The sequence below is a fragment of the Paenibacillus litoralis genome (genome assembly GCF_046244365.1).
Classification (GTDB): domain Bacteria; phylum Bacillota; class Bacilli; order Paenibacillales; family NBRC-103111; genus Paenibacillus_V.
Genome location: NZ_CP176395.1, coordinates 2791122 through 2810097, shown reverse-complemented (window position 1 = coordinate 2810097; position 18976 = coordinate 2791122). Strand labels below are relative to the sequence as shown.

Below are 18976 nucleotides of genomic sequence, written 5' to 3'. Positions count from 1 at the left end.
GCTCGCGGGTTTCTTTTTGACTCGATCGATTGAAAGGTTACCGGATTTTCACCTCAAAGGGCTTTTCGATGCGGGCCGGGTAATCTACGATAGTAAACGTATATTTCCCTTTCAACTGCCCCGGTTCGACTTCGATATGAAACGTCGTATTCTGGACGTCGCTGCCCGTTCGATAGCTACTTTCTCTTCCTTTGGAGAGCTTATGGTTATTGCCTTCGGAATCCGTAAATTCCTCGTCCACGATCCGGTACATATAATGTTCGTCTACCAGAATTTTCGTCTCCAGCGTTATGTCTGCTGCACGATCGGTTTTGGCGAAATGCGAGATTCGCAATCGTTCGTCAGGCGCCCGGACCAGCTCTTCCCGATCCATGTCGATAATGAGCTTCCGCTTGCTTTTGTCGAGCGCCTGAAGCTTGGAGCCCTTGACAGTCAAGCGCTTGGATTGCGAAAAATAGTCGCTTTCGAAATAGATCGTTTGCTTTTCTTCGCCCAGCCAGCCTGTATTTCTTTTAAGAATCGTCCCCCGGTCCGTGACCAGCTCCAAATCTTCGAGGCCGAATATTTGCTTCGTATTTGCCGGATCGAACTCGACTTCAAGTCCGATTCGCGTCGGATACACGGTAGCCTTCGTAAAAGTAAGCTTCTGGCCTTCAATCTCAAGCGTTTGGCCGATCGGCAGCGTTTCCTTCATTCCCGCAAACAGGTCCCTGTCAATGGGGAAGCTTACTTCCCATACGGCCTTCGGATTTGCTACATCTTCTCTCAGCTCGACCTGAAGGCGTATCCTTTCCGGAACCTTAACGCCTTCCGACAACGTAACATCGACCTGCCCCCGCAATATTCCGTCTTTGCCATCGCTCTCGTTCGGGTAGCAGCAAGCGATCATTCCTTTCACACCCGCGCCGTCTCCGTCCTCCAGCTTGATGCCGGCGGTTCGCAATGGCTTCGGCGAACCCGTCGTACTCTGGGCGGTATACAAAATATGCAGCCGAGACTCATCCGCGATCACGCCGTCTACGGTCAGCTTGATCCCGTCTTTCTCGTCCGAGATGCCCACCGGCTGAATGAAATCGTTCTCCAAGGCCTGCTTCAGCCCGCGATCCTGCTCGATCAGCTTTACAATGTACCCCATACCTGGCAGTTGACCGACAATGGAGGCCATGGCCGGAGAAACCCGAATGGATACGATAAGCACAAGGCACAATAAGCCCGCTGAAAGCGCTATGAGCCTTATATGGCCGGCCCTTGCCAGTTTCCTGTTTTCCTGAGCCTGACGCATACCATTCCGGACCGCCGCCTCGAGCCGTTCTAAATCCGCTGCCGCATCGACCGCAAGCCGCTCCTTCGAGCGCAGCAGCTCCCGCTCCTCCCGTTCAAACATCGTGCTCCTCCTCCTTCCCGAGCAAAACCCGCAGCTGAGACAGCGCTTGATGAAGTCTTGTTTTCACCGTGCCCTCCGGACGCCCGATGACCCTTGCCACCTCCGCGACCGTCAAATCTTCAAAGTATTTGAGAATGACGACTTGCTTGTATTTGGGCTTAAGCCGGTTCATGGCTATATCGATATCGATTTTCGCCTCGCGGTCAATCGGTCTGGCAGCGACCGCTTGCTCCGATTCGATACGCGAAAACGGATGCCATCGTCTGCGTTTCTTGGCTTGATCATGGCAGTAATTAAGCAGGATGCGAATTAGCCAAGTTGTGAAATATTGCGGCTCCTTTAACTTGGCCAGTTGCCGGTATGCACGGAAGGTTGTTTCTTGAACTGCATCGAGCGCTTCCTGCTCATTGCGTAAATACGCGAAGGCTATCCGGTATGCCTGCTCCCGGTGAAGCTCCATAAGCCGAAAGAACGCGGTCTCATCGTTCTCTTTCGCCGCTTTTACCCACTCCTCAACGGACAACGTTCTCCCCCTTATGTTCGTATTACTGCATTAGACGACTCGGTTGCACAAAACGGTTTGGTTTTGTTGAAAAAGATTTCAGGTAATCGCAAGCAGGTGAGCATGAGTAAACTGGCCGGTTGTGGTGCACCGTCATGGGAGCGATGGCGGGCAGGCGAGCGGCAGCGGGCGATTCATTGCACATCCAGCGGAAGTGTAAAGCCGAACATTTTACCGTATGTTGAATCGAAGAATGTCCGCTGGACATTTCGGCTCCTCTTCGTTTACAATAATAGGAAGTGATCAGCATGTAAATAATAGCGTGAAGCACACGCCGTCTTTTCCGTTCGCGGGAAGGCGGCTTTTTTATATTTTCCGGGAGGTGTAAGGATGGATTTCACACGAGAATATGAGAGCTTTCTGCGGCATCATGAGGAGAAACGCAACGGGGAACGGCTTCGCAGACTTCAAGAGGGACACGGTCATGCGGAAAAGTTGTTTCTATTCAATGTTTGGTGGCCGGCAATCGGACAGTTTCGTCATCTTCATCCAGAATTCGAGGTCAAAGATTTTCAGGATGGCTTACGCTATATCGATTTCGCCTATTTGCGGCCTCCTTATCGAATTTGCTTTGAAATCGACGGATACGGGCCCCATTCGAGAGATGCAGATCGATGGCGATTTGGCGATAACCTGATGCGTCAGAACCAATTGATGCTGGACGGCTGGAAAATCATCCGGTTTGCCTACGACGATCTGAACCAAAAACAACGCCGCTGCCAGCAGTTCATCCTCCATATGATGGGACACTGGTATGGCGATAAGAGCCATCTGATTCCGCTTACGTATCGGGAAAAAGAAATCGTTCGCCTAATCGGCGGTGCGACGGCCCCGCTTAGAGCCGTTGCGGTTGCCGATTCTCTCGGCATTCGGGTTGAACATGCCCGCAAGTGGCTCCGCCGCCTCGCCGAAAAGGGCGTGCTCCGTCCCGCCAGCGGTACCCTTCGGTTCAGCTCTTACGAGCTTGACACGGCAGGCAAACGGTTATTTCTTTAGAGACTTTGGCTAGCAAGCAGACGGACTCTATCACACAGCCGCTTTCATTCACACTAGTAGTAATCTCAACCTCACGCAGTGCAGAATTCATTAACACTAATGCAACTCTCTCGTGCGTGGCTGCTCTCTTTCATACTAATGTTACTCTTCGCCTCGTGCGTGGCTGCTCTCTTCACAAACTCAGTTTTACTAGGCACACTTTCTTAACAAGTAAGCGGAGTTGCGAGAGTTTGCAATTATAAGCGACGTTAGGGTCTGCTATTTTGGTGAATTCTCATATATTCGCAACTTTAGACGACTCTAAGGTCTGCTATTTCGAGGTTTCGGCGAGAAATTCTGCTATTCAGGCAAAATAAGAGCCTTTGGCGACTTCTAATTAGGCGAATAAGCAGCTTTCCCCCGATATAGAAGACGTTTGGGGCTCTTAAATGGCTAAAACCTGTAGCAACCACCAGCGCATTGGCACTAGCACCGGCATTGGCATTGGCATTGGCATTGGCATTGGCATTGGCATTGGCATTGGCACTGGCACTGGCGCCGAGCCGCTGCTCAAAGAACCTGCTCCCCCTTGAAATAGCGGAGCAAGAAAGCGCGGAAGCCTTCCGCGACGGGCGGCAGCTTCTCGCCTTTGCGGCGGATTAGGCCGATCGTGCGCGTTACCTTCGGCTCAAGTACCTGTACCCTCGCCGGCTGCAGCGGTCCCGAACCTGTGGACGCCATTTCGGGCAGCAGGCTCACGCCCATGCCGGCCGCGACAAGGCCGCGTATCGTATCCGTCTCTTCACCCTCAAAGCTCAGATTCGGGACAAAGCCCGCTTTCTTGCATGCATTGAGCACGATCGTCTGCAGCGAGAATCCTTCGCTGAACATGACGAACGGTTCGTCCTTCAGCTGCTCCAGGCGTATGACCGACTCGCATGCAAGCGGATGATGCTTCGGCAAGATCGCATAAAGCTCCTCCGTCAGCAGCAGCTCGCCGGCTACGTAATCATGCGACTCGGGGAACGGGGAAATAAATGCCAAATCGACTTCCCCGCTCATGACATCCCGAATCAAGCTGGTGAACGTCCCCTGCTTAAGGCGAAATTTAACGCCAGGCCGCTCCTTGCGGTAACTGGCAACCACCGTTGGCAGCAGGTTCATCCCCAAACTATGAGGGAAACCGATGCGGATGACGCCGACATTCGGATCGAGGAATTCATGCACCTCGCTAACGGCACGGTCGAGATCGCTAAGAATCTCCTCCACTTTGTTAAGAAAAAGCTTACCGACAGGCGTAAGCTGTAGATTTCGGCCCTTTTGCACAAACAAATTGACTCCAAGCTCTTCCTCGAGCTGGTGAATTTGGCGGCTTACCGCAGACTGGGCAATGTGAAGCTCTTCCGATGCCTGCGTCACATGTTGTTTTTTCGCTACTTTCACAAAATATTGCAATTGTCGAAGCTCCATCTTATCCTCCGTCAAACCGTCTTTCCTCAGAACCGAATAATCGGCGCGTGGCGAAGCCTTCTTATTGGACAACGCCCATTACTAAATATTATAATAAGACTTGGTCGATTACCAACCATTCTTATCGAAAACGAGGAGGATTCCATCATGGCTCAAGAACGCACAGGCGTTGCAACCCTTAAAGGAAACCCGCTTACTCTGGTAGGCAACGAAGTAAAGGTCGGCGACAAGGCACCAAACTTTCAACTGAATAAAGATCTGATGAATCAAGTTTCGCTTTCCGACTATGCCGGCAAAGTGAAGTTGATCAGCGTAGTTCCTTCTCTGGATACCGGCGTATGCGATGCGCAAACCCGCCGTTTCAACGAAGAAGCTGCTAAACTCGGCGACAACGTAGTTGTCTTGACCGTAAGCGTTGACCTTCCGATGGCGCAAGCCCGCTGGTGCGGTGCTGCAGGCATCGACAAAGTCGTGACGCTGTCCGACTACAAAACGCGCAACTTCGGAGAAGCTTACGGCGTGCTGATTAAAGAAGTGCAGCTGCTGATGCGTTCCATTTTCGTAATCGACGCTAACGACACCGTTCAATACGTCGAGTACCTGGGCGAAATGACGAGCCACCCGAACTACGAAAATGCCGTAGAAGCCGTAAAAAAACTCGTTTAATCGAATAACTTATGCTACATAATCGTCCAAGGATAAACGCCTAACGGCGTCTTTTGATGCCGTGCGTTTGCCGAGACGATGAACAATCAGCGGAGATATACTTTCTGAATCGTATAAAAAAACAGCGGGGAGCAGAAGTTCCCACGCTGTTTTTTGTATACCGGGATCCCTTAGGTCGAGCGGTGATCGGCAAGCTTGCGCTCCAGAGCGCGATAGATTTCGAGAATGGTGCGGTAGTTGGCGCCCAAATCGCCAAGCGAACCGCGCGAAGCGGAATAAATGTCAACCGCCGTTTTGGCAGGCGTAATCGGGATGATCGTAAGCGTAATGTCCTGCTTGCGGCCGGTTAACGTCTTTTTCTCTACGACGATTTCTCCGACATTCGGCACCTCATGGAGAATCTTGTACCCGTTCATCTTCTTCAGAACGGTGATAACTTCTTCCCATGTTCTATCTTTGGACAGCCTATAAAATTTGGTTTTTAAAGCGGGATCTTTAGCTTTATCTCCAGTAGTCTCGAAACTGCGGAACAAGCCGATCAAGGTTCTCTTCAGCAAAGCGCCGCTCCCCCTTTATCTCAATTTACACTATAGACCATCTTACCATTCTTTTGCTTGAAGAAAAAGGGGACAACCGGCAAAACATTCATTTTCGCGGAAAAAGGTGCAAATCGTCCGGTTTTTCCCCGATATTTCGACTCTGGCTACGCCAATATGGCGTTTAATCGTTCGGCCAGTTCCGATTCGTTGCGATTCTCCGGCAGCTCGAACGACCGAATCAGCTTCCAAGTCTCCGTATGCGACACCGTTTCGCCAGGCTTCACCGTTCTCAGTTCGCCGAGCGACTCCAGTTCCAGCATGTATCCGTTCGTATAGATTTCAAAATTGACGCCGTTATCCGGGTATTTCGCATCCGCATCGAACGGAAACGACTTCACAAACAGCGTATCTCCGAGGCTGTAGCCCGCCCAGCCCGCTTCGTTTGACGTGCCGATTTTGAAAGGATGCTGCGCATCGCTCTGCTTCAACCAAATGTAACGCTCTCCCCACGTAACCCGCTCGTCGTTCATTTTCGTGTAGGACCAGATGGAAATCGTGCGATTCGGCAGCATGCCGGCGTCTCGAGTCGTTTGCGGTACGATTGCCGTCCCGCCCGGCGCCATAACCGATAATGCCCAAGGCGCAAACTCCGCGCCCCAAGGACCGTTATTCGTTACGCAATGAACGACGGTCACGCCGCCGGTTGCGGCATCGAGAGAAACCTCGATTTCCTTCTGCAGTTGATTCCAGCGTTCCGCCGGCGGCGTCAGAACGACGCCTTGCTCCGTTGCGCGCCAAGCTACAGGCTCGTTATCCGGATACGTGGTGCGAGGGATCGCCTCCGGGCTCGTCCATAAGCGATGGCCGCCGTAAATGTGCCACTCGCCGCCGCCCACAGGCGCAAATGCTTCGCCGCCGTTCGTGATCGCATCGGTTTTATCTTCAAAAAACAGGTTCGCCCCGCCAACGTAGCCGTAACGGATAATACGCGGTCCTTTGTCGATTGTCGCGACAAGCTCAACTTCCCCGTTCGTAATATGTACGCAGGCTCCCCAGTTTCCAAATTCGATTTGTTTTACCGTAATGTTTGCCATGAATACTTCGCCTCCCTTATTCCCTATAATTGATACTGCATATCTCCGGAATCCGTGCGGAACAGCGAACCGGGCATTTTTCGCATGCGAAGCGTTTTCCTCATCTTGCATCTTACGCCAAAAAGCCGCTCCGGTCCGTATTCGCACTGTTCCATAAAGCTATCGTACATACTGAATATAGCCAGTTCTTTACTTCTCGAAGCCCTGGCTCGCCATAAAGCGGTCGAATGCCGTTTGCCCCGCTTCATTCCGCTTGTAGACGCCGGCATCCTCCAGCACCTGCATAAACTTGCGTCCCACCTCGTCGCGCAGAACCGCCTCGGCCCGTTCGGCCGAATGCCCCGCGCCGTATGTCTGCGCCAGTTCGGCAACCCAAGCGGCATGCTTGTGCAGCGGATGATCCGCCTGCTGCAGCTTGACGATAGCGTCAGCACCGCCTTCGCCGCACAGCAGCAGCTTAATTTGCTCCAGCTCCTGCTTCAGCCTGCCCGGCAGCACCGCGAGCCCCATTACCTCGATCAAGCCGATATTCTCTTTCTTGATATGGTGCAGAGGCTCATGCGGATGAAACAGTCCGAACGGATGCTCCGCGGTCGTCCGGTTGTTTCGCAGCACGAGATCGAGCTCGAACGCGCCTTCCTGATTGCGCCGTACGATCGGCGTGATCGTGTTATGCGGCAGCAAGCTCCCGCTTTCCTGCTCGGACTCCGCCCAAACGTCGGCAGCAGCGTCACTATAAGCGCGCCATCCTTGCAGCAGCCGATCGGCCAGCTCCACCATGCGTTCGCGGTCGTGGCCGCTCAGACGGATAACCGACATCGGCCATGTCACGACGCCCGCTTGAATATCCTCGAATGCCGGATGCTTGAAGCTGCGCTCCACAGGCGCTTTCTCCATCGGGAAGCGATGCCTGCCGCCTTGAAAATGGTCGTGGTTCAGGATCGAACCGCCGACGATCGGCAAATCCGCGTTCGAGCCGATAAAATAGTGAGGAAACTGCCCGGCGAAATCGAACAACCGCACGAACGTTTCCCTGTCGATCCGCATCGGCGTATGATTTTTGCTGAAAATGATGCTGTGTTCGTTATAGTACACGTAAGGCGAATATTGCAGGAACCAATCGGCGCCGTCGAGCTGTAGCGGAATGATACGCAGGTTCTGCCGAGCCGGATGGTTAAGCCGCCCGGCATAGCCGACGTTTTCCGGACATAGGAGGCATTTCGGATAATGCTTCTGCGGTAAACTGCGCTCGGCTGCGATTTCCTTCGGGTCCTTCTCGGGCTTCGACAGGTTGATCGTAATCTCCAGATCTCCGTATGCCGTAGGCGCGAGCCAATATTCGTTCTTGCGGATGCGATCCATCCGGATATAGTTCGATTTAATCGACTGCCGGTAAAAATCGTCCGTCGCCCGCTCGATCGATTTCTCCTCCGCCGTTTGCCGGAAGGAGCGAATCGTCTCCGAAAGACGGGGCAACAGCGCGCCCATCAGCTTCGCGTCAAGCAGATCGCGGTAGGTCGTCGTATTTTCCGGCAAAATGCCCCGTTCCGCCGCAAAGTCGAGCAGCGGCTCCAGCAAGCTGACGGCGCTGTCCGGCGTCTCCTCCGCAAGCTCGCCCTCGAACGGCTCCTCCAGCCCGAGGATGTCGAGCAGCGCATTCGCAGCCGGAATACGGTCAGCCTCCTCAAGCATCCCGTTTACGACGCCGTATTCCACGAGCCGCGCTACGTTGCGCTGCGCATCCGCCACTTGTATCGGCATGGCACTTTTCCTTCTTTCTCCCATAAGATGTCGTTCCGGTTATGAGGCCCTGCAATTACTTCGACTTCGCATACCCGTTCGGATTGTTCTTGAACCAGTTCCATGCCGTTCCGATAATAACGTCCAGCGATTCGCGCTTTGGCGACCAGCCGAGCTCCCGTTTCGCCTTTTCGGAGGAAGCGATCAGAACCGCCGGATCGCCGGCGCGGCGCTCGGAGACGACCGCCGGAATCTGATGGCCGGTCACGCGGCGCGCCGCTTCGATCATCTGCTTCACGGAGAAGCCCGTTCCGCTGCCGAGGTTATAGATGGCGCTTGCGCCTCCCTCGCGCAGGCGCTTCAGCGCAAGCACGTGCGCATCCGCCAAATCCGAAACATGCAGGTAGTCGCGGATGCAAGTACCGTCCTCCGTCGCGTAGTCGTCGCCGTATATGCCGATATGCGCTCTCTTGCCGAGCGGAACCTGAAGAATGAGCGGAATCAGATGCGTTTCCGGATTGTGATCCTCCCCGATCCGCCCGTTCTCATGCGCGCCGGCTGCGTTAAAATAGCGAAGCGATACGAATTTCATGCCGTGAGCCGTGTCGAACCAGCGCATCATACGCTCCATTGCCAGCTTCGTTTCGCCGTATGCGTTCGTCGGATCCGTACGGTCCGTTTCTTCGATCGGCACCCGTTCCGGCTCGCCGTATGTAGCCGCTGTCGACGAAAACACGATTTTTTTCACGCCGTATTGATTCATTTTTTCCAGCAAGCAAAGCGTGCCGTATACGTTGTTGTCAAAATATTTGCCCGGATTTTGCATGCTTTCCCCTACGAGCGAGTTCGCCGCAAAATGGATCACCGCATCGATATCGTTCTCGCCGAACACTTGATCCATGAAAGCTCCGTCGCGAATATCGCCTACGTACAGCTTTCCGCCCAAAACCGCTTCCCGATGCCCTTGCGCCAGCGAGTCCGCCACTACAACCTGCTCGCCCCTCGCCAGCAGCTCCGCCACCGTATGAGAGCCTATATATCCCGCACCGCCAGTTACCAATATCGCCATCGAACATTCCTCCTTCATATTCAAGCAGACCAAGTAAAGCCAATGCCGTAAGCCTTGCCTCTTGTTTCCGCGGACGATCGTTATAACGTCCAAGCCGCTTCTATCATTCTATCGCAAAAAAAGAAACCGGCAAATCGTTATGCCTGAACTTCGGAAACCCCATTGCCGATGTCGGCTACGTAAAAGTCAGCCGTATAGTCGGTCCGCTCCGCATAAGCCTTCCCTACTTGCTCGATGAACGCATCGACTCGGTCACTGCGAACAAGCGAAACCGTACAGCCGCCGAAGCCCGCGCCGGTCATCCGGGAACCGAGCACGCCTTCCGCCTTCAGCGACTCTTCCACCATAACGTCAAGCTCCTTGCAGGTCACCTCGTACAAATCGCGAAGCGACTCGCCGGATGCGGTCATCAGTCGTCCGAATTCCGCGATATCGCTAGCTTTGAGAGCCTTCACCGAGTTCAGCACGCGGTCGTTCTCTTCAATGACGTGACGCGCCCGCTTGCGCACCGTTTCATCCTTGATTAACGCTTCGTTCGCAGCAAGCTGCTGCGCATTGATCTCCCCGAGCAGCTTCAATGCCGGGAATGCTTCCTTTAGATCGGCAACCGCCTGCTCGCATTGTGCGCGGCGCGCATTATATTCGGAATCGACGAGTCCGCGCTTTTTGTTCGTGTTGCCGATTACGATCTTATAGCCCTGGCTCTCGAACGGAACCAGCTCGTATTCAAGCGTGCTGCACATAAGCAGAATAGCGCGGTTTGCTTGGCCCATCGTCACTGCGAACTGATCCATGATGCCGCAGTTAACGCCGATAAACTGGTTCTCCGATTCCTGTGCCGTCAGCGCAAGCTGCACCTTGTCGATCGGATGGCCTTCCATACTCATGAAGCCGTAGCCTGTAGCTACCTGGATCGAAGCCGAAGACGATAAACCCGCGCCGTTCGGAATTTCGCCGTGGTACAGAGCGTCATATCCGGAGAACGTAAATCCGCGTTTGACCAGATGGACGAGCATCGCTTTCGGATAGTTGATCCAGTCGTCCGCTTTATCGTAGAAAGCCCCTTCCAGCACGATATCCTTATGAATCGGAAAATTAGTCGATGCAAAACGGATCGTCGCATCGTCGCGCTTGCGAAGCAGCAGTGTCGTGCCGAACGTGAGCGCGGCAGGAAACACGAACCCGCCGTTATAGTCGGTATGCTCGCCGATCAAATTGACGCGGCCCGGCGAATGAAACACGCGGACCCCATCCAAAGTCCCTCCGTATAACTGCACGAATTTGTCCTGTAATTGCTGTAGCGACGTTGTCATTTTCTTTTTCCTCCACACTATCGATTATGATCGTTTACTTACGTTTAATTTCATTTTATGTCATACTTATTCATTTGACAATCATTTATTTGGGAGGCTTCGCAGCTTCCTGACGATCTAGGCTAAAATAAGCTCGATGCCCATTTCGCGTATACGCTCGCATGCCGCCTCCGGAAGCATACGATCGGAAACGATCGTGTGTACCGAGTCAAGTCCGGCGATCCTCGAAAACGTTACTTTGCCGAACTTGCTGTGATCCGCCACTACGATGACTTGCTTGGCGATAGCGATCATCTGCGCGTTGACGCTCGCTTCCAAAATGTTCGGGGTTGTAAGCCCTTCTTCAATGTCGAATCCGTCTACCCCGAGAAACAGTTTATCCACTCGAATCCCGCGCAGCGCCTGATCCGCCATAGGTCCCACCAAAGCGTATGATTTAGGTCTCATCTTGCCGCCGATCAGCATGACGTCGAAGCCCGGAACCCGGCTAAGCTGCACCGCGATATTGGCCGCATTCGTGACCACGGTCAGTTCTTTAATGCCCGAAAGCTTCTGCGCCAAAAACATATTCGTGGTGCCCGGCGTAAGCAGAATCGCTTCCTCTTCATGCACAAGACGGGCTGCGGCCTCCGCAATACGTTCCTTTTCGGCGACCAGCGCCTCCCCCTTTTCATCGAAGGACATTTCACGGGCCACCTCGAACGGACTGTTCTGAACCGGCATCGCTCCGCCATGCGTTCGCATCAGCAGCCCTTTCTGCTCCAGTCCCTCCAAATCGCGTCTAATCGTAACCGGCGATACGCTCAGCGCTTCGCTAAGCCCGGCGACGGTAACTTTTCCTTGACGGTTGACCAGCTCGACGATTCGCTGAAGCCGCTCTTCGGCAAACATCGGATCACATCCTCTCCTTCTAGCCCCATAACGATTGACCGTTTATGATTATTATTCTTCACTTATGATCTTTCTTCCTTCTTGCAAAACAAAAAAGAGAGCCTGCTCCCTCGACAACAGGGCATTTGGCTCTCCAATCCTTATGACTCGATATACGACAGCTTATCGCTGCCGAGCCTGAAATCCCCGGCTTCACAGCTTTCCGCAAGCTGCTCCATCGTGCGGGAGCCGATAATCGGATATACGGCGAACGGCTGCGATAACAAATAGGAGAGCGCAATGACAGCCGGAGGCTTCCCCGTTTCCTTCGCAACCTCAAGCACTCGGGCTAGCTTCGCATAATTGGCATCGCTCCCGTATTGTCTGACAATCTCCTCCTTGCCAGCCGGTACTTCGCCAGGTCTGTAACGCCCGCTAAAGAAGCCCCCGGCCTGCGAGGAGAACGGCACGGCGGCCAATCCCGCATTTGCGTGAAATGCCTTCGTCTCTTCGTCCATGCCGACTATTGTTTCATCCGCGCTGCTTTCCGCGTTCTGCTCAGCGAGGCTCCACCTCATCTGATTGGCGCTGAACGCTTGCTTCCCTGACCTCCTAGCATAGGCCTGCGCTTCCCTTAGTCTCGGCAGCGTCCAGTTGGAACAGCCGAAGTAGCGGATTTTGCCTTCTTCCGCCATCTCGTTAAGCGTATCGACGATCTCTTCTACCGGCCGGGACGGGTCATCCCGGTGCAGCCAGTACAGATCGATGCAGTCGGTCTGTAAATGCTTGAGGCTTCGGTGCAAATCGGTACGTATATGCTCCCTCTCCAGCCGCAAAAATTGCTCCGGCATCGGGCAAGCACCTTTCGTGCTTACGATGATCCGGTCACGGTTTTTTCTTTCCTTCAGCCATTTGCCTATCGTTTTTTCACTAGCCGCTTTGACATCGCTGCACCAGTCCGCATAATTCAACGCCGAATCAAAAAAATTGCCTCCTTGCTCGGCGAATGCATCCATTAGCCGGAAAGAGTCCTCTTCCGACATTGTGCTGCCAAACAACACGGTGCCCAGACAAATGGAAGAGGCGTTCAGCTCCGTACCCGGAATGACTGTCTTTATCATCATTCTGACCTCCTGTCGGGTTCATATCGATTTGCTCTATGCCTAGTTGCATCTTTCCGTCAACTGTATAGTTCACCGCAAAGACTGAAGATCCTTCTTATTCCCGCAGGACGCCTGAATATATTTGGGCTTTTGAACGGCATATGAGTGCCGGCTGGTCTTTTTACGTAAAAAAGCCCTCCGGATAGTGATATCCGCAGGACTTTACAACCAATTGCTTTCATGTTTAATGCGTCTTCCACTCTTCCGCTTCCATGCCGTCCTCTACCGCAAATTCGAAATCGTCCACATCGAATGCCTGAACGGGAACGTCGGTTTCGATCAGCTTGTCCAGAAGCTCCAGCTGGTCCGTTAACAGCGGAGCCTGCTCATTAATCGCGGTAAGCAGGAGCTCCGTTTCGATCGGGTCGAACGTTTCGCCGTATTGGGCATTGTCCATAGCGTATACGATCGTGAAGGTGACGTTGTCGTTTACGAGCAAAGGCGGGCTTTTGCGCCACGGTCCTTGCAGGGCACGTTCGATTTTCTTTTTATTGAACGAGTCTTCGAAATAATCGATCAGCTCGCCGATTTTGGTCTTCACGTGTGCGTCTTCCTCCGGATCGGGCATGACAGGCTCGCTGCTGCCGCGCATCTCGTACAACTCCAAGATGGACGAATACGGAATGACATATTCCACTGGCCGACTCGGCACCAGAAGCTCTCCATATACGGCAACCATAACGGCTTCGATTACAAAGCGCCGGTTCATCTTGTTATTTCCCCCTTAAGCAAACAAATAGTCCGTTTGAAGCTTGTATTATCATAACACGCTCGTCATGCTCATACCAGAGAAAAGAATCTACCGCTCTTCACCGGTCGAACACAATTTACACGGCCTGTGACAAAATAAAAAACGGACATCCCCAAACGTCGCCGTTCTAGGAAGATCCGCTCTGTTCGTTTAAAACCCGCAAATGCCGTCCGATTTAGCGTTTCAAACCCGCTCTCGCAGGTGGGTGACCGCAGCGACGCTTTTGAAGTCCCTTTTCGAGGGCATGTCAGCCGCGCCGAACATGTTGGTCTCCCGTGAAACAGTCATTGGTTCAAAACAACTTAAAACCGTAACGTACATCGCAGGATGTTTTAACGTATTCCTATTATAGTGCTTCGAAGACAGAAAGTAAACCGCAGCGGGCGGTTCCTTTCTGTCAGCGCAGCCAGTAATTGCTTCGGCTTGGATAATCCGTTAATCGCGCTTCGCTTGCTCGCGCTGGCTCTCACCCGTACCGGGCGCAGCGGCCTCGAGCTCCGGACGCTTGTCCTTCTCTTCGCCGCCCTGAATGGTCAGCTCATCGGAATCGTCCGACTCCTCGTCACCGGATTCCTCCAGCTTCTTAAGCTTCTCCATCCGCTCCTGCATTTTCTGGTAGCTCCGGTTAAAGTGCCAGAACGAAGCGGTTGCAAGCAAGCTCCCCATAAAGAACGGAACCAGGAAGTTGAACTTGAAAATGCTTATATACATGATCGCGACATTCACTGCCAGCATGCTGATCGACAAAATCGGATGACCGATCGCCACGAGGAAAGAATTTTTGATGATTTGAAACAGCTTCATATGGAAATGAACCATTATCGAAAGAAAGTGAAAGAAAGCGGCTAACAAAATAAAGAACAATGTGATGAACAAAATCGACAGCAGTCTCAGCATGCCGCCTTGTCCACCGTAAAACTGGTAATTGACGACGATAATGCCGCCAAGCAGAACGAAAATCAAGCCGCCGAGCATGCTCTGCAAATAGTTTTCCTTGTACCCGCGGAAATAAGTCTTGAACAGCGGAACGTCCGTATCGCCCGTCACCCATTTACGCGCTACGACGAACATGGCCGTACTGGCGGGTATCAACGTAAAAGGCGAGACGATCGCGAGCATGAGCAGCCACGATTTCATAACATCCACCGTAATCGCCTCGGTAGACGGATTCAGTAAAACGCTTACGAGCAGAAAAAAGAACGGCGCCGAGCATATCACCCAAAGCACGTTAATGACGGACAGCCGCATGATCCATTCGGATATCCGATAAAATCCTCCCATAATGCCGCGAAATTCCAATGCATTTCCTCCTCTTCGTATCCAGAGCGCAGTTTGTCATATCCAAATAGTAACAGCTCTCCCGCCAAGCTGCCGGATTATGCATTCCAAAACTTGCCTGCCTTTGCGGGGATATTCATCTATTATAGCCTATTTTTCTGGGGATAGGTAGTCGTCTAAACAGGAGGGCATTTACCACAATATGATGGTATATATCCCAGCAACAAATAACCACCCAAAAGGAGGAGAGACAATGTCCGCATCCCTTCATCATGGAGGAACTTCCACAGCCGCCATTCTCGTACTGTTCATTCTGCTCGTGATCGTAGCCTGCTCCATCTGCTGCTAATGCGCCAAACCCACTAGGATAAACGCCTTTCAGCGTCTTTGATCCCAGACGTTTATCGAGAAATCGAACAATCAGCGGAGGATATACTTTCTTAGATTTAAACAAAGACGAAGTCCGAATTCGGACTTCGTCTTGTTTACTAGCGGTCGATTAGTTGTTTACGAAATCTTCCGAGCGTTTGGAGCTGGAGGACGAGCCGCCGCCGTAGCTTCTGCCGCGGTCGCGCGATCCTCTTCCGTCACGGTTGTTGTCCCAGCCTCCGTCGCGGGAGCCTTCGCGCCGCGGCGGACGGGATCCGCCGCTTCCGCCGCCGAAACGGTCGGAGCGCTTGTTCATATAGGACGACGAGCTCGGCTTCCGTCCCGAGGAGCGGATGTCCGGTCTTCTTTTCTTAACGCGAAGCGGATCTTCCGGCGTCAACTCGACGTTGATTTCTTTCGATTCGCGTGTCAACAGCTTGAGCGCAGCGGACAGCAGGGCAACGGAATCGTACTGCTCGAGCAGTTGGATCGAAAGCCCTTTGTACTCGTTCGCTTCGTCGTTTTGCACGATATCGAGAATTTTCTCGGCTGTGATCCGTTGCTTGCCTTCAAACGCCTCAGCCGTGCTCGGCATCGGTTTGCGGGCGATCCGGTGACGGGTCAAGCGCTCGATGAAGTGCAGGTGATCCATTTCGCGCGGCGTAACGAACGTCCAAGCCGTTCCTTCTTTCCCTGCGCGTCCTGTACGGCCGATCCGGTGAACGTAGCTCTCCGGATCTTGCGGAAGGTCGAAGTTGACGACGTGAGTAACGCCGGATACGTCCAAGCCGCGGGCTGCTACGTCCGTCGCAACCAATACGTCGATGCTGCCGTCTCGGAATTTGCGCATAACCGCGTCACGCTGATGCTGCGACAGGTCGCCGTGCAAGCCTTCCGCCGAGTAGCCGCGTTTTTGCAGCGCTTCGGACAGCTCGTCTACGCGGCGCTTCGTCCGGCCGAAAATAATGGCAAGCTCAGGCGCTTCCATATCCACCAAGCGGCAGAGCACTTCGAATTTTTGTTTTTCCTGCAGCTCGATATAGAACTGTTGAATCAGCGGAGCGCTGACCTGTTTAGGAATAACGGATACATGCTCCGGATTTTTCAGGAACTGCTGAGCAAGCTTCTGAATGTTAGGAGGCATCGTAGCCGAGAACAGCATGGTGTGACGGGTTTCCGGCACGAGCTTCAGAATGGATTGGATATCGTCCATGAAGCCCATATCGAGCATTTCGTCCGCTTCGTCCAAAATGACGGTCTGTACGTCGTCCAGTTTGATCGTTTTGCGGTTGATATGGTCGAGCAAACGTCCTGGCGTCCCGATAATGATTTGCGGGCGCTTCTTCAGAGCGCGGATTTGTTTCACGATATCTTGGCCGCCGTAAATCGGCAGCGAACGGATGCCTTTGAAACGGCCGAGCTTTTCGATTTCTTCCGCTACCTGAATGGCCAGCTCGCGCGTCGGGCACATGATGAGGGCCACGATCCGGTCTTCGGTAACTTGAATTTTGTTAATAAGCGGAACGCCGAAAGCGGCGGTTTTCCCTGTACCCGTTTGCGCTTGGCCGATCAGGTCTTTTCCTTCAAGAGCAAGCGGGATCGCTTTTTCTTGAATCGGAGTCGACTCTTCGAACCCCATTTCGGTAATGGCGCGCAATACCTTCGGCTCAAGGCCGAATTCGTTAAAAGTTTTCAATTCTCTTCAATCTCCTTTGTCCATAGGGGAGAGCCTTGCCCCCGCCCTTCTTTCTGTACCCTTAAGTTCGACTCGTCTATTAGAGGTTGTTAAAAACACCCGTCTAAGGCGCTTTATTAACCAAGGACCCTGCGTATGCCGTCAATCCGGCAGTACCGTCCATCGATTTACAACAAAAAAGTATTTCCCTTAGGCAGCAGGAAAATACCGGCCGTTCTTAAGAATATCTTTAATACTATACCATACATCCATTTGCGTTTCCAGTTTTCGTTATAAACTATTCCCGCTTCGACATATTGCCGAAACCATGTCGCCTCCTGCTGCGTATTAACAGCTATGACAACAAAAAGCTTACGAAAATCTGCATAATCCCTGTTATACTAGCCATAGCGGTGTATAGATTTTTCTAAAGGGAGAAGGAGCGCAAACCATGTCCATTTTCAAAAGAATCGGCGATATTATGAAAAGCAACAAACAGCAGCCCGCCATACCCGAGAGCAATCCGTTCGAAGATTCCCGCGTCGGCGATATCGTTACCGTGGATCTTGAGGAATATGTGATTTCCGGTAAAGTCGTCTATTTTGACCGGGGCTACGCTCCTCACCGCTTCGCCTATTATTTGCAGAGCGGCAAGCATATATGCTGTCTGGTCGTGGAAAAAGGCCGCACGTTCGAATGCTTCAAATGCGAATTTCTGGAGGGCGCGCTCGACAATCCCAAGGACGTGCCTACGCGGCTGGACGTCGACGGAGAAATTTCCTACGAGCTGGAAAGCCACCGCAGTGACGTAACCCGCACGGAAGGAAACACCGATTTCCGCAGCGGAGACGAAGTGCTGATTTGGCGGTATTTTTCTACACAGGAGCGTTACTTCTTCCTCCAGTGGCAGGACGGCAAATTCGTTGCCCTGCAAGGGGAACGCACGCCGGCCAACGACGTGAAGTTCATGCGCAGCAGCAGGCCTGCAAGCAAGTAATACCGTTTCCCAAATGGCAACGGAGCCGCCGGCGGCCGTTGTTTAGAAGATTCGTTCCATGGACAGGAGGTGTATCGCGTGAAACGTTGGTCATGGCCTAACGTTATTGCTTATATCGTTGTTTTTGCCGTCATCATATCCGCCATCAGCGGCCTATTCGGAAGCACAACAAGCGCCAGCAGCTATGTGAAAGACAATTATCCGCTTGTCGATGTGCAGGGTAAAGGAAAAGACAACGCCAAAGTATATATGGTCGAGAACAAGGACGTCCCTACGGTCGCCCAAGAGCTCGCCGCCCAGCAAACGCCGAAAGAAAAAAGCAAGGATAGCGCCGACCAGATGTTTCTGGTCTACAGCGACAAAATTATTAACGTTCAGAAGGATCCGCAAAATAGCAGCAACACGCTCGTCGAGATCGATAGCATTCAGTATGCCAAGGAGCACTACGACTCCTCGTTCCTGCAAGGCTTCGTTACGGCGACGATCCTGCAGTCGCTGTTCGACAACGACTGGGTAAGCGGCAAGAAATCCACGCAAAGCTATAGAGGCTATACGTCGACGCCGAGTTACCAGAGCAAGACCGCGACATCCACTTCGCCGCCTAGCAGCAAAGATTCGCAGCCGTCGACTACCGACAGGACCGGGAGCTTCTCAAGCAAGTCCGGGAGTGCGAGCTCGGGCACCAAGACGGATTCCGCAACGCCGAAATCGAGCGACGACAAAGCCTCCGGCTCGTCTTCCTCGCCTTCGTCATCCGGAAGCTCGGGTACTTTCCGAACGAATTCGGGGAGCAGCACCGGCAGCACGTCCAGTAGCTCCTCGTCGAGTAAAAGCAGCTCCTCAAGCAGCTCGAGCAGTTCGTCCACAAGCCGCAAAAACGACGGTTCGACACCGTCCTACAAGGCGCCGAGCAAGCCGAGCACAAGCTCCAAATCAGGCTCCTTCTCTTCCAAGAAGAAGTAAAGGCATCGTCTATAAACCCCGTAACCGGCCAATCCGGGCGGGGTTTTCCCATCCATACCCATTTTCACTGCCTCTTGAAGCAAAAATCAACACCCGCC

18 protein-coding genes and 1 other RNA gene are annotated in these 18976 nt (G+C 53.0%); 5 read left to right on the top strand and 14 right to left on the bottom strand.

Going from position 1 to position 18976, the window contains the following annotated elements:
* Window positions 1-37: 37 nt before the first annotated feature.
* Together ACKGJP_RS11270 and ACKGJP_RS11265 are read right to left on the bottom strand one after the other, a co-directional pair.
* Window positions 38-1384, bottom strand: a complete 1347-nt coding sequence (locus ACKGJP_RS11270) for a DUF4179 domain-containing protein (RefSeq protein WP_409345745.1) — start codon at window positions 1382-1384, stop codon at window positions 38-40.
* A complete protein-coding gene (locus tag ACKGJP_RS11265) occupies window positions 1377-1907 on the bottom strand; it encodes a sigma-70 family RNA polymerase sigma factor (protein WP_409345744.1) in 531 nt (176 codons plus the stop codon). The genes ACKGJP_RS11270 and ACKGJP_RS11265 overlap by 8 nt, the downstream gene beginning before the upstream one ends.
* A gap of 369 nt (window positions 1908-2276) precedes the next feature.
* Between ACKGJP_RS11265 and ACKGJP_RS11260 the strand changes: the two genes are divergently transcribed.
* A complete protein-coding gene (locus ACKGJP_RS11260; RefSeq protein WP_409345743.1) occupies window positions 2277-2942 on the top strand; it encodes a DNA-binding response regulator in 666 nt (221 codons plus the stop codon).
* A gap of 549 nt (window positions 2943-3491) precedes the next feature.
* Here the strand turns inward: ACKGJP_RS11260 and ACKGJP_RS11255 are convergent.
* Complete coding sequence (locus ACKGJP_RS11255) at window positions 3492-4391, bottom strand: LysR family transcriptional regulator (protein WP_409345742.1); 900 nt, start codon at window positions 4389-4391, stop codon at window positions 3492-3494.
* 147 nt (window positions 4392-4538) lie between these two features.
* Between ACKGJP_RS11255 and tpx the strand changes: the two genes are divergently transcribed.
* Window positions 4539-5057 (top strand): thiol peroxidase, encoded by a 519-nt coding sequence (tpx, locus tag ACKGJP_RS11250; RefSeq protein WP_409345741.1) that lies wholly within the window; start codon window positions 4539-4541, stop codon window positions 5055-5057.
* A 170-nt stretch (window positions 5058-5227) separates the two neighbouring features.
* On the opposite strand, the gene ACKGJP_RS11245 is transcribed toward tpx, so the two are convergent.
* The 10 genes from ACKGJP_RS11245 to ACKGJP_RS11200 all read right to left on the bottom strand — a co-directional run bounded on the left by ACKGJP_RS11245 (window position 5228) and on the right by ACKGJP_RS11200 (window position 14895).
* Window positions 5228-5614: a DUF1499 domain-containing protein gene (locus ACKGJP_RS11245; RefSeq protein WP_409345740.1), complete on the bottom strand. Its 387-nt coding sequence runs from the start codon at window positions 5612-5614 to the stop codon at window positions 5228-5230.
* A gap of 146 nt (window positions 5615-5760) precedes the next feature.
* Window positions 5761-6690 carry a hypothetical protein gene (locus ACKGJP_RS11240; protein ID WP_409345739.1) on the bottom strand — a complete coding sequence of 310 codons (930 nt, stop codon included), beginning with the start codon at window positions 6688-6690 and terminating at the stop codon, window positions 5761-5763.
* A gap of 189 nt (window positions 6691-6879) precedes the next feature.
* The gene (locus tag ACKGJP_RS11235; RefSeq protein WP_409345738.1) at window positions 6880-8451 is read right to left on the bottom strand and encodes a UDP-glucose--hexose-1-phosphate uridylyltransferase; all 1572 of its coding nucleotides are present in this window, start codon (window positions 8449-8451) and stop codon (window positions 6880-6882) included.
* Between the two features lie 55 nt (window positions 8452-8506).
* Window positions 8507-9499 (bottom strand): UDP-glucose 4-epimerase GalE, encoded by a 993-nt coding sequence (gene galE / locus ACKGJP_RS11230; protein WP_409345737.1) that lies wholly within the window; start codon window positions 9497-9499, stop codon window positions 8507-8509.
* 137 nt (window positions 9500-9636) lie between these two features.
* Complete coding sequence (locus ACKGJP_RS11225; RefSeq protein WP_409345736.1) at window positions 9637-10812, bottom strand: galactokinase; 1176 nt, start codon at window positions 10810-10812, stop codon at window positions 9637-9639.
* A 117-nt stretch (window positions 10813-10929) separates the two neighbouring features.
* On the bottom strand, window positions 10930-11703 hold the full coding sequence (locus tag ACKGJP_RS11220) for a DeoR/GlpR family DNA-binding transcription regulator (RefSeq protein WP_409345735.1): 774 nt from the start codon (window positions 11701-11703) through the stop codon (window positions 10930-10932).
* A gap of 140 nt (window positions 11704-11843) precedes the next feature.
* The gene (locus ACKGJP_RS11215; RefSeq protein WP_409345734.1) at window positions 11844-12806 is read right to left on the bottom strand and encodes an aldo/keto reductase; all 963 of its coding nucleotides are present in this window, start codon (window positions 12804-12806) and stop codon (window positions 11844-11846) included.
* Between the two features lie 223 nt (window positions 12807-13029).
* Window positions 13030-13554: an ADP-heptose synthase gene (locus ACKGJP_RS11210; RefSeq protein WP_409345733.1), complete on the bottom strand. Its 525-nt coding sequence runs from the start codon at window positions 13552-13554 to the stop codon at window positions 13030-13032.
* 192 nt (window positions 13555-13746) lie between these two features.
* A non-coding RNA gene (gene ssrS / locus ACKGJP_RS11205) (6S RNA) lies at window positions 13747-13928 on the bottom strand.
* Between the two features lie 103 nt (window positions 13929-14031).
* Window positions 14032-14895: a YesL family protein gene (locus ACKGJP_RS11200; RefSeq protein WP_409345732.1), complete on the bottom strand. Its 864-nt coding sequence runs from the start codon at window positions 14893-14895 to the stop codon at window positions 14032-14034.
* 232 nt (window positions 14896-15127) lie between these two features.
* Here ACKGJP_RS11200 and yjcZ point away from each other — a divergent pair, with 232 nt between their 5' ends.
* A complete protein-coding gene (gene yjcZ / locus ACKGJP_RS11195) occupies window positions 15128-15223 on the top strand; it encodes a sporulation protein YjcZ (protein ID WP_409345731.1) in 96 nt (31 codons plus the stop codon).
* A gap of 150 nt (window positions 15224-15373) precedes the next feature.
* Here yjcZ and ACKGJP_RS11190 read toward each other — a convergent pair whose 3' ends face one another.
* Window positions 15374-16939, bottom strand: a complete 1566-nt coding sequence (locus ACKGJP_RS11190) for a DEAD/DEAH box helicase (RefSeq protein ID WP_409345730.1) — start codon at window positions 16937-16939, stop codon at window positions 15374-15376.
* Between the two features lie 430 nt (window positions 16940-17369).
* On the opposite strand from ACKGJP_RS11190, the gene ACKGJP_RS11185 reads away from it, so the two are divergent.
* The gene (locus ACKGJP_RS11185; RefSeq protein WP_409345729.1) at window positions 17370-17915 is read left to right on the top strand and encodes a DUF4178 domain-containing protein; all 546 of its coding nucleotides are present in this window, start codon (window positions 17370-17372) and stop codon (window positions 17913-17915) included.
* A 78-nt stretch (window positions 17916-17993) separates the two neighbouring features.
* Window positions 17994-18878: a DUF4247 domain-containing protein gene (locus ACKGJP_RS11180; RefSeq protein ID WP_409345728.1), complete on the top strand. Its 885-nt coding sequence runs from the start codon at window positions 17994-17996 to the stop codon at window positions 18876-18878.
* Window positions 18879-18976: the final 98 nt, after the last annotated feature.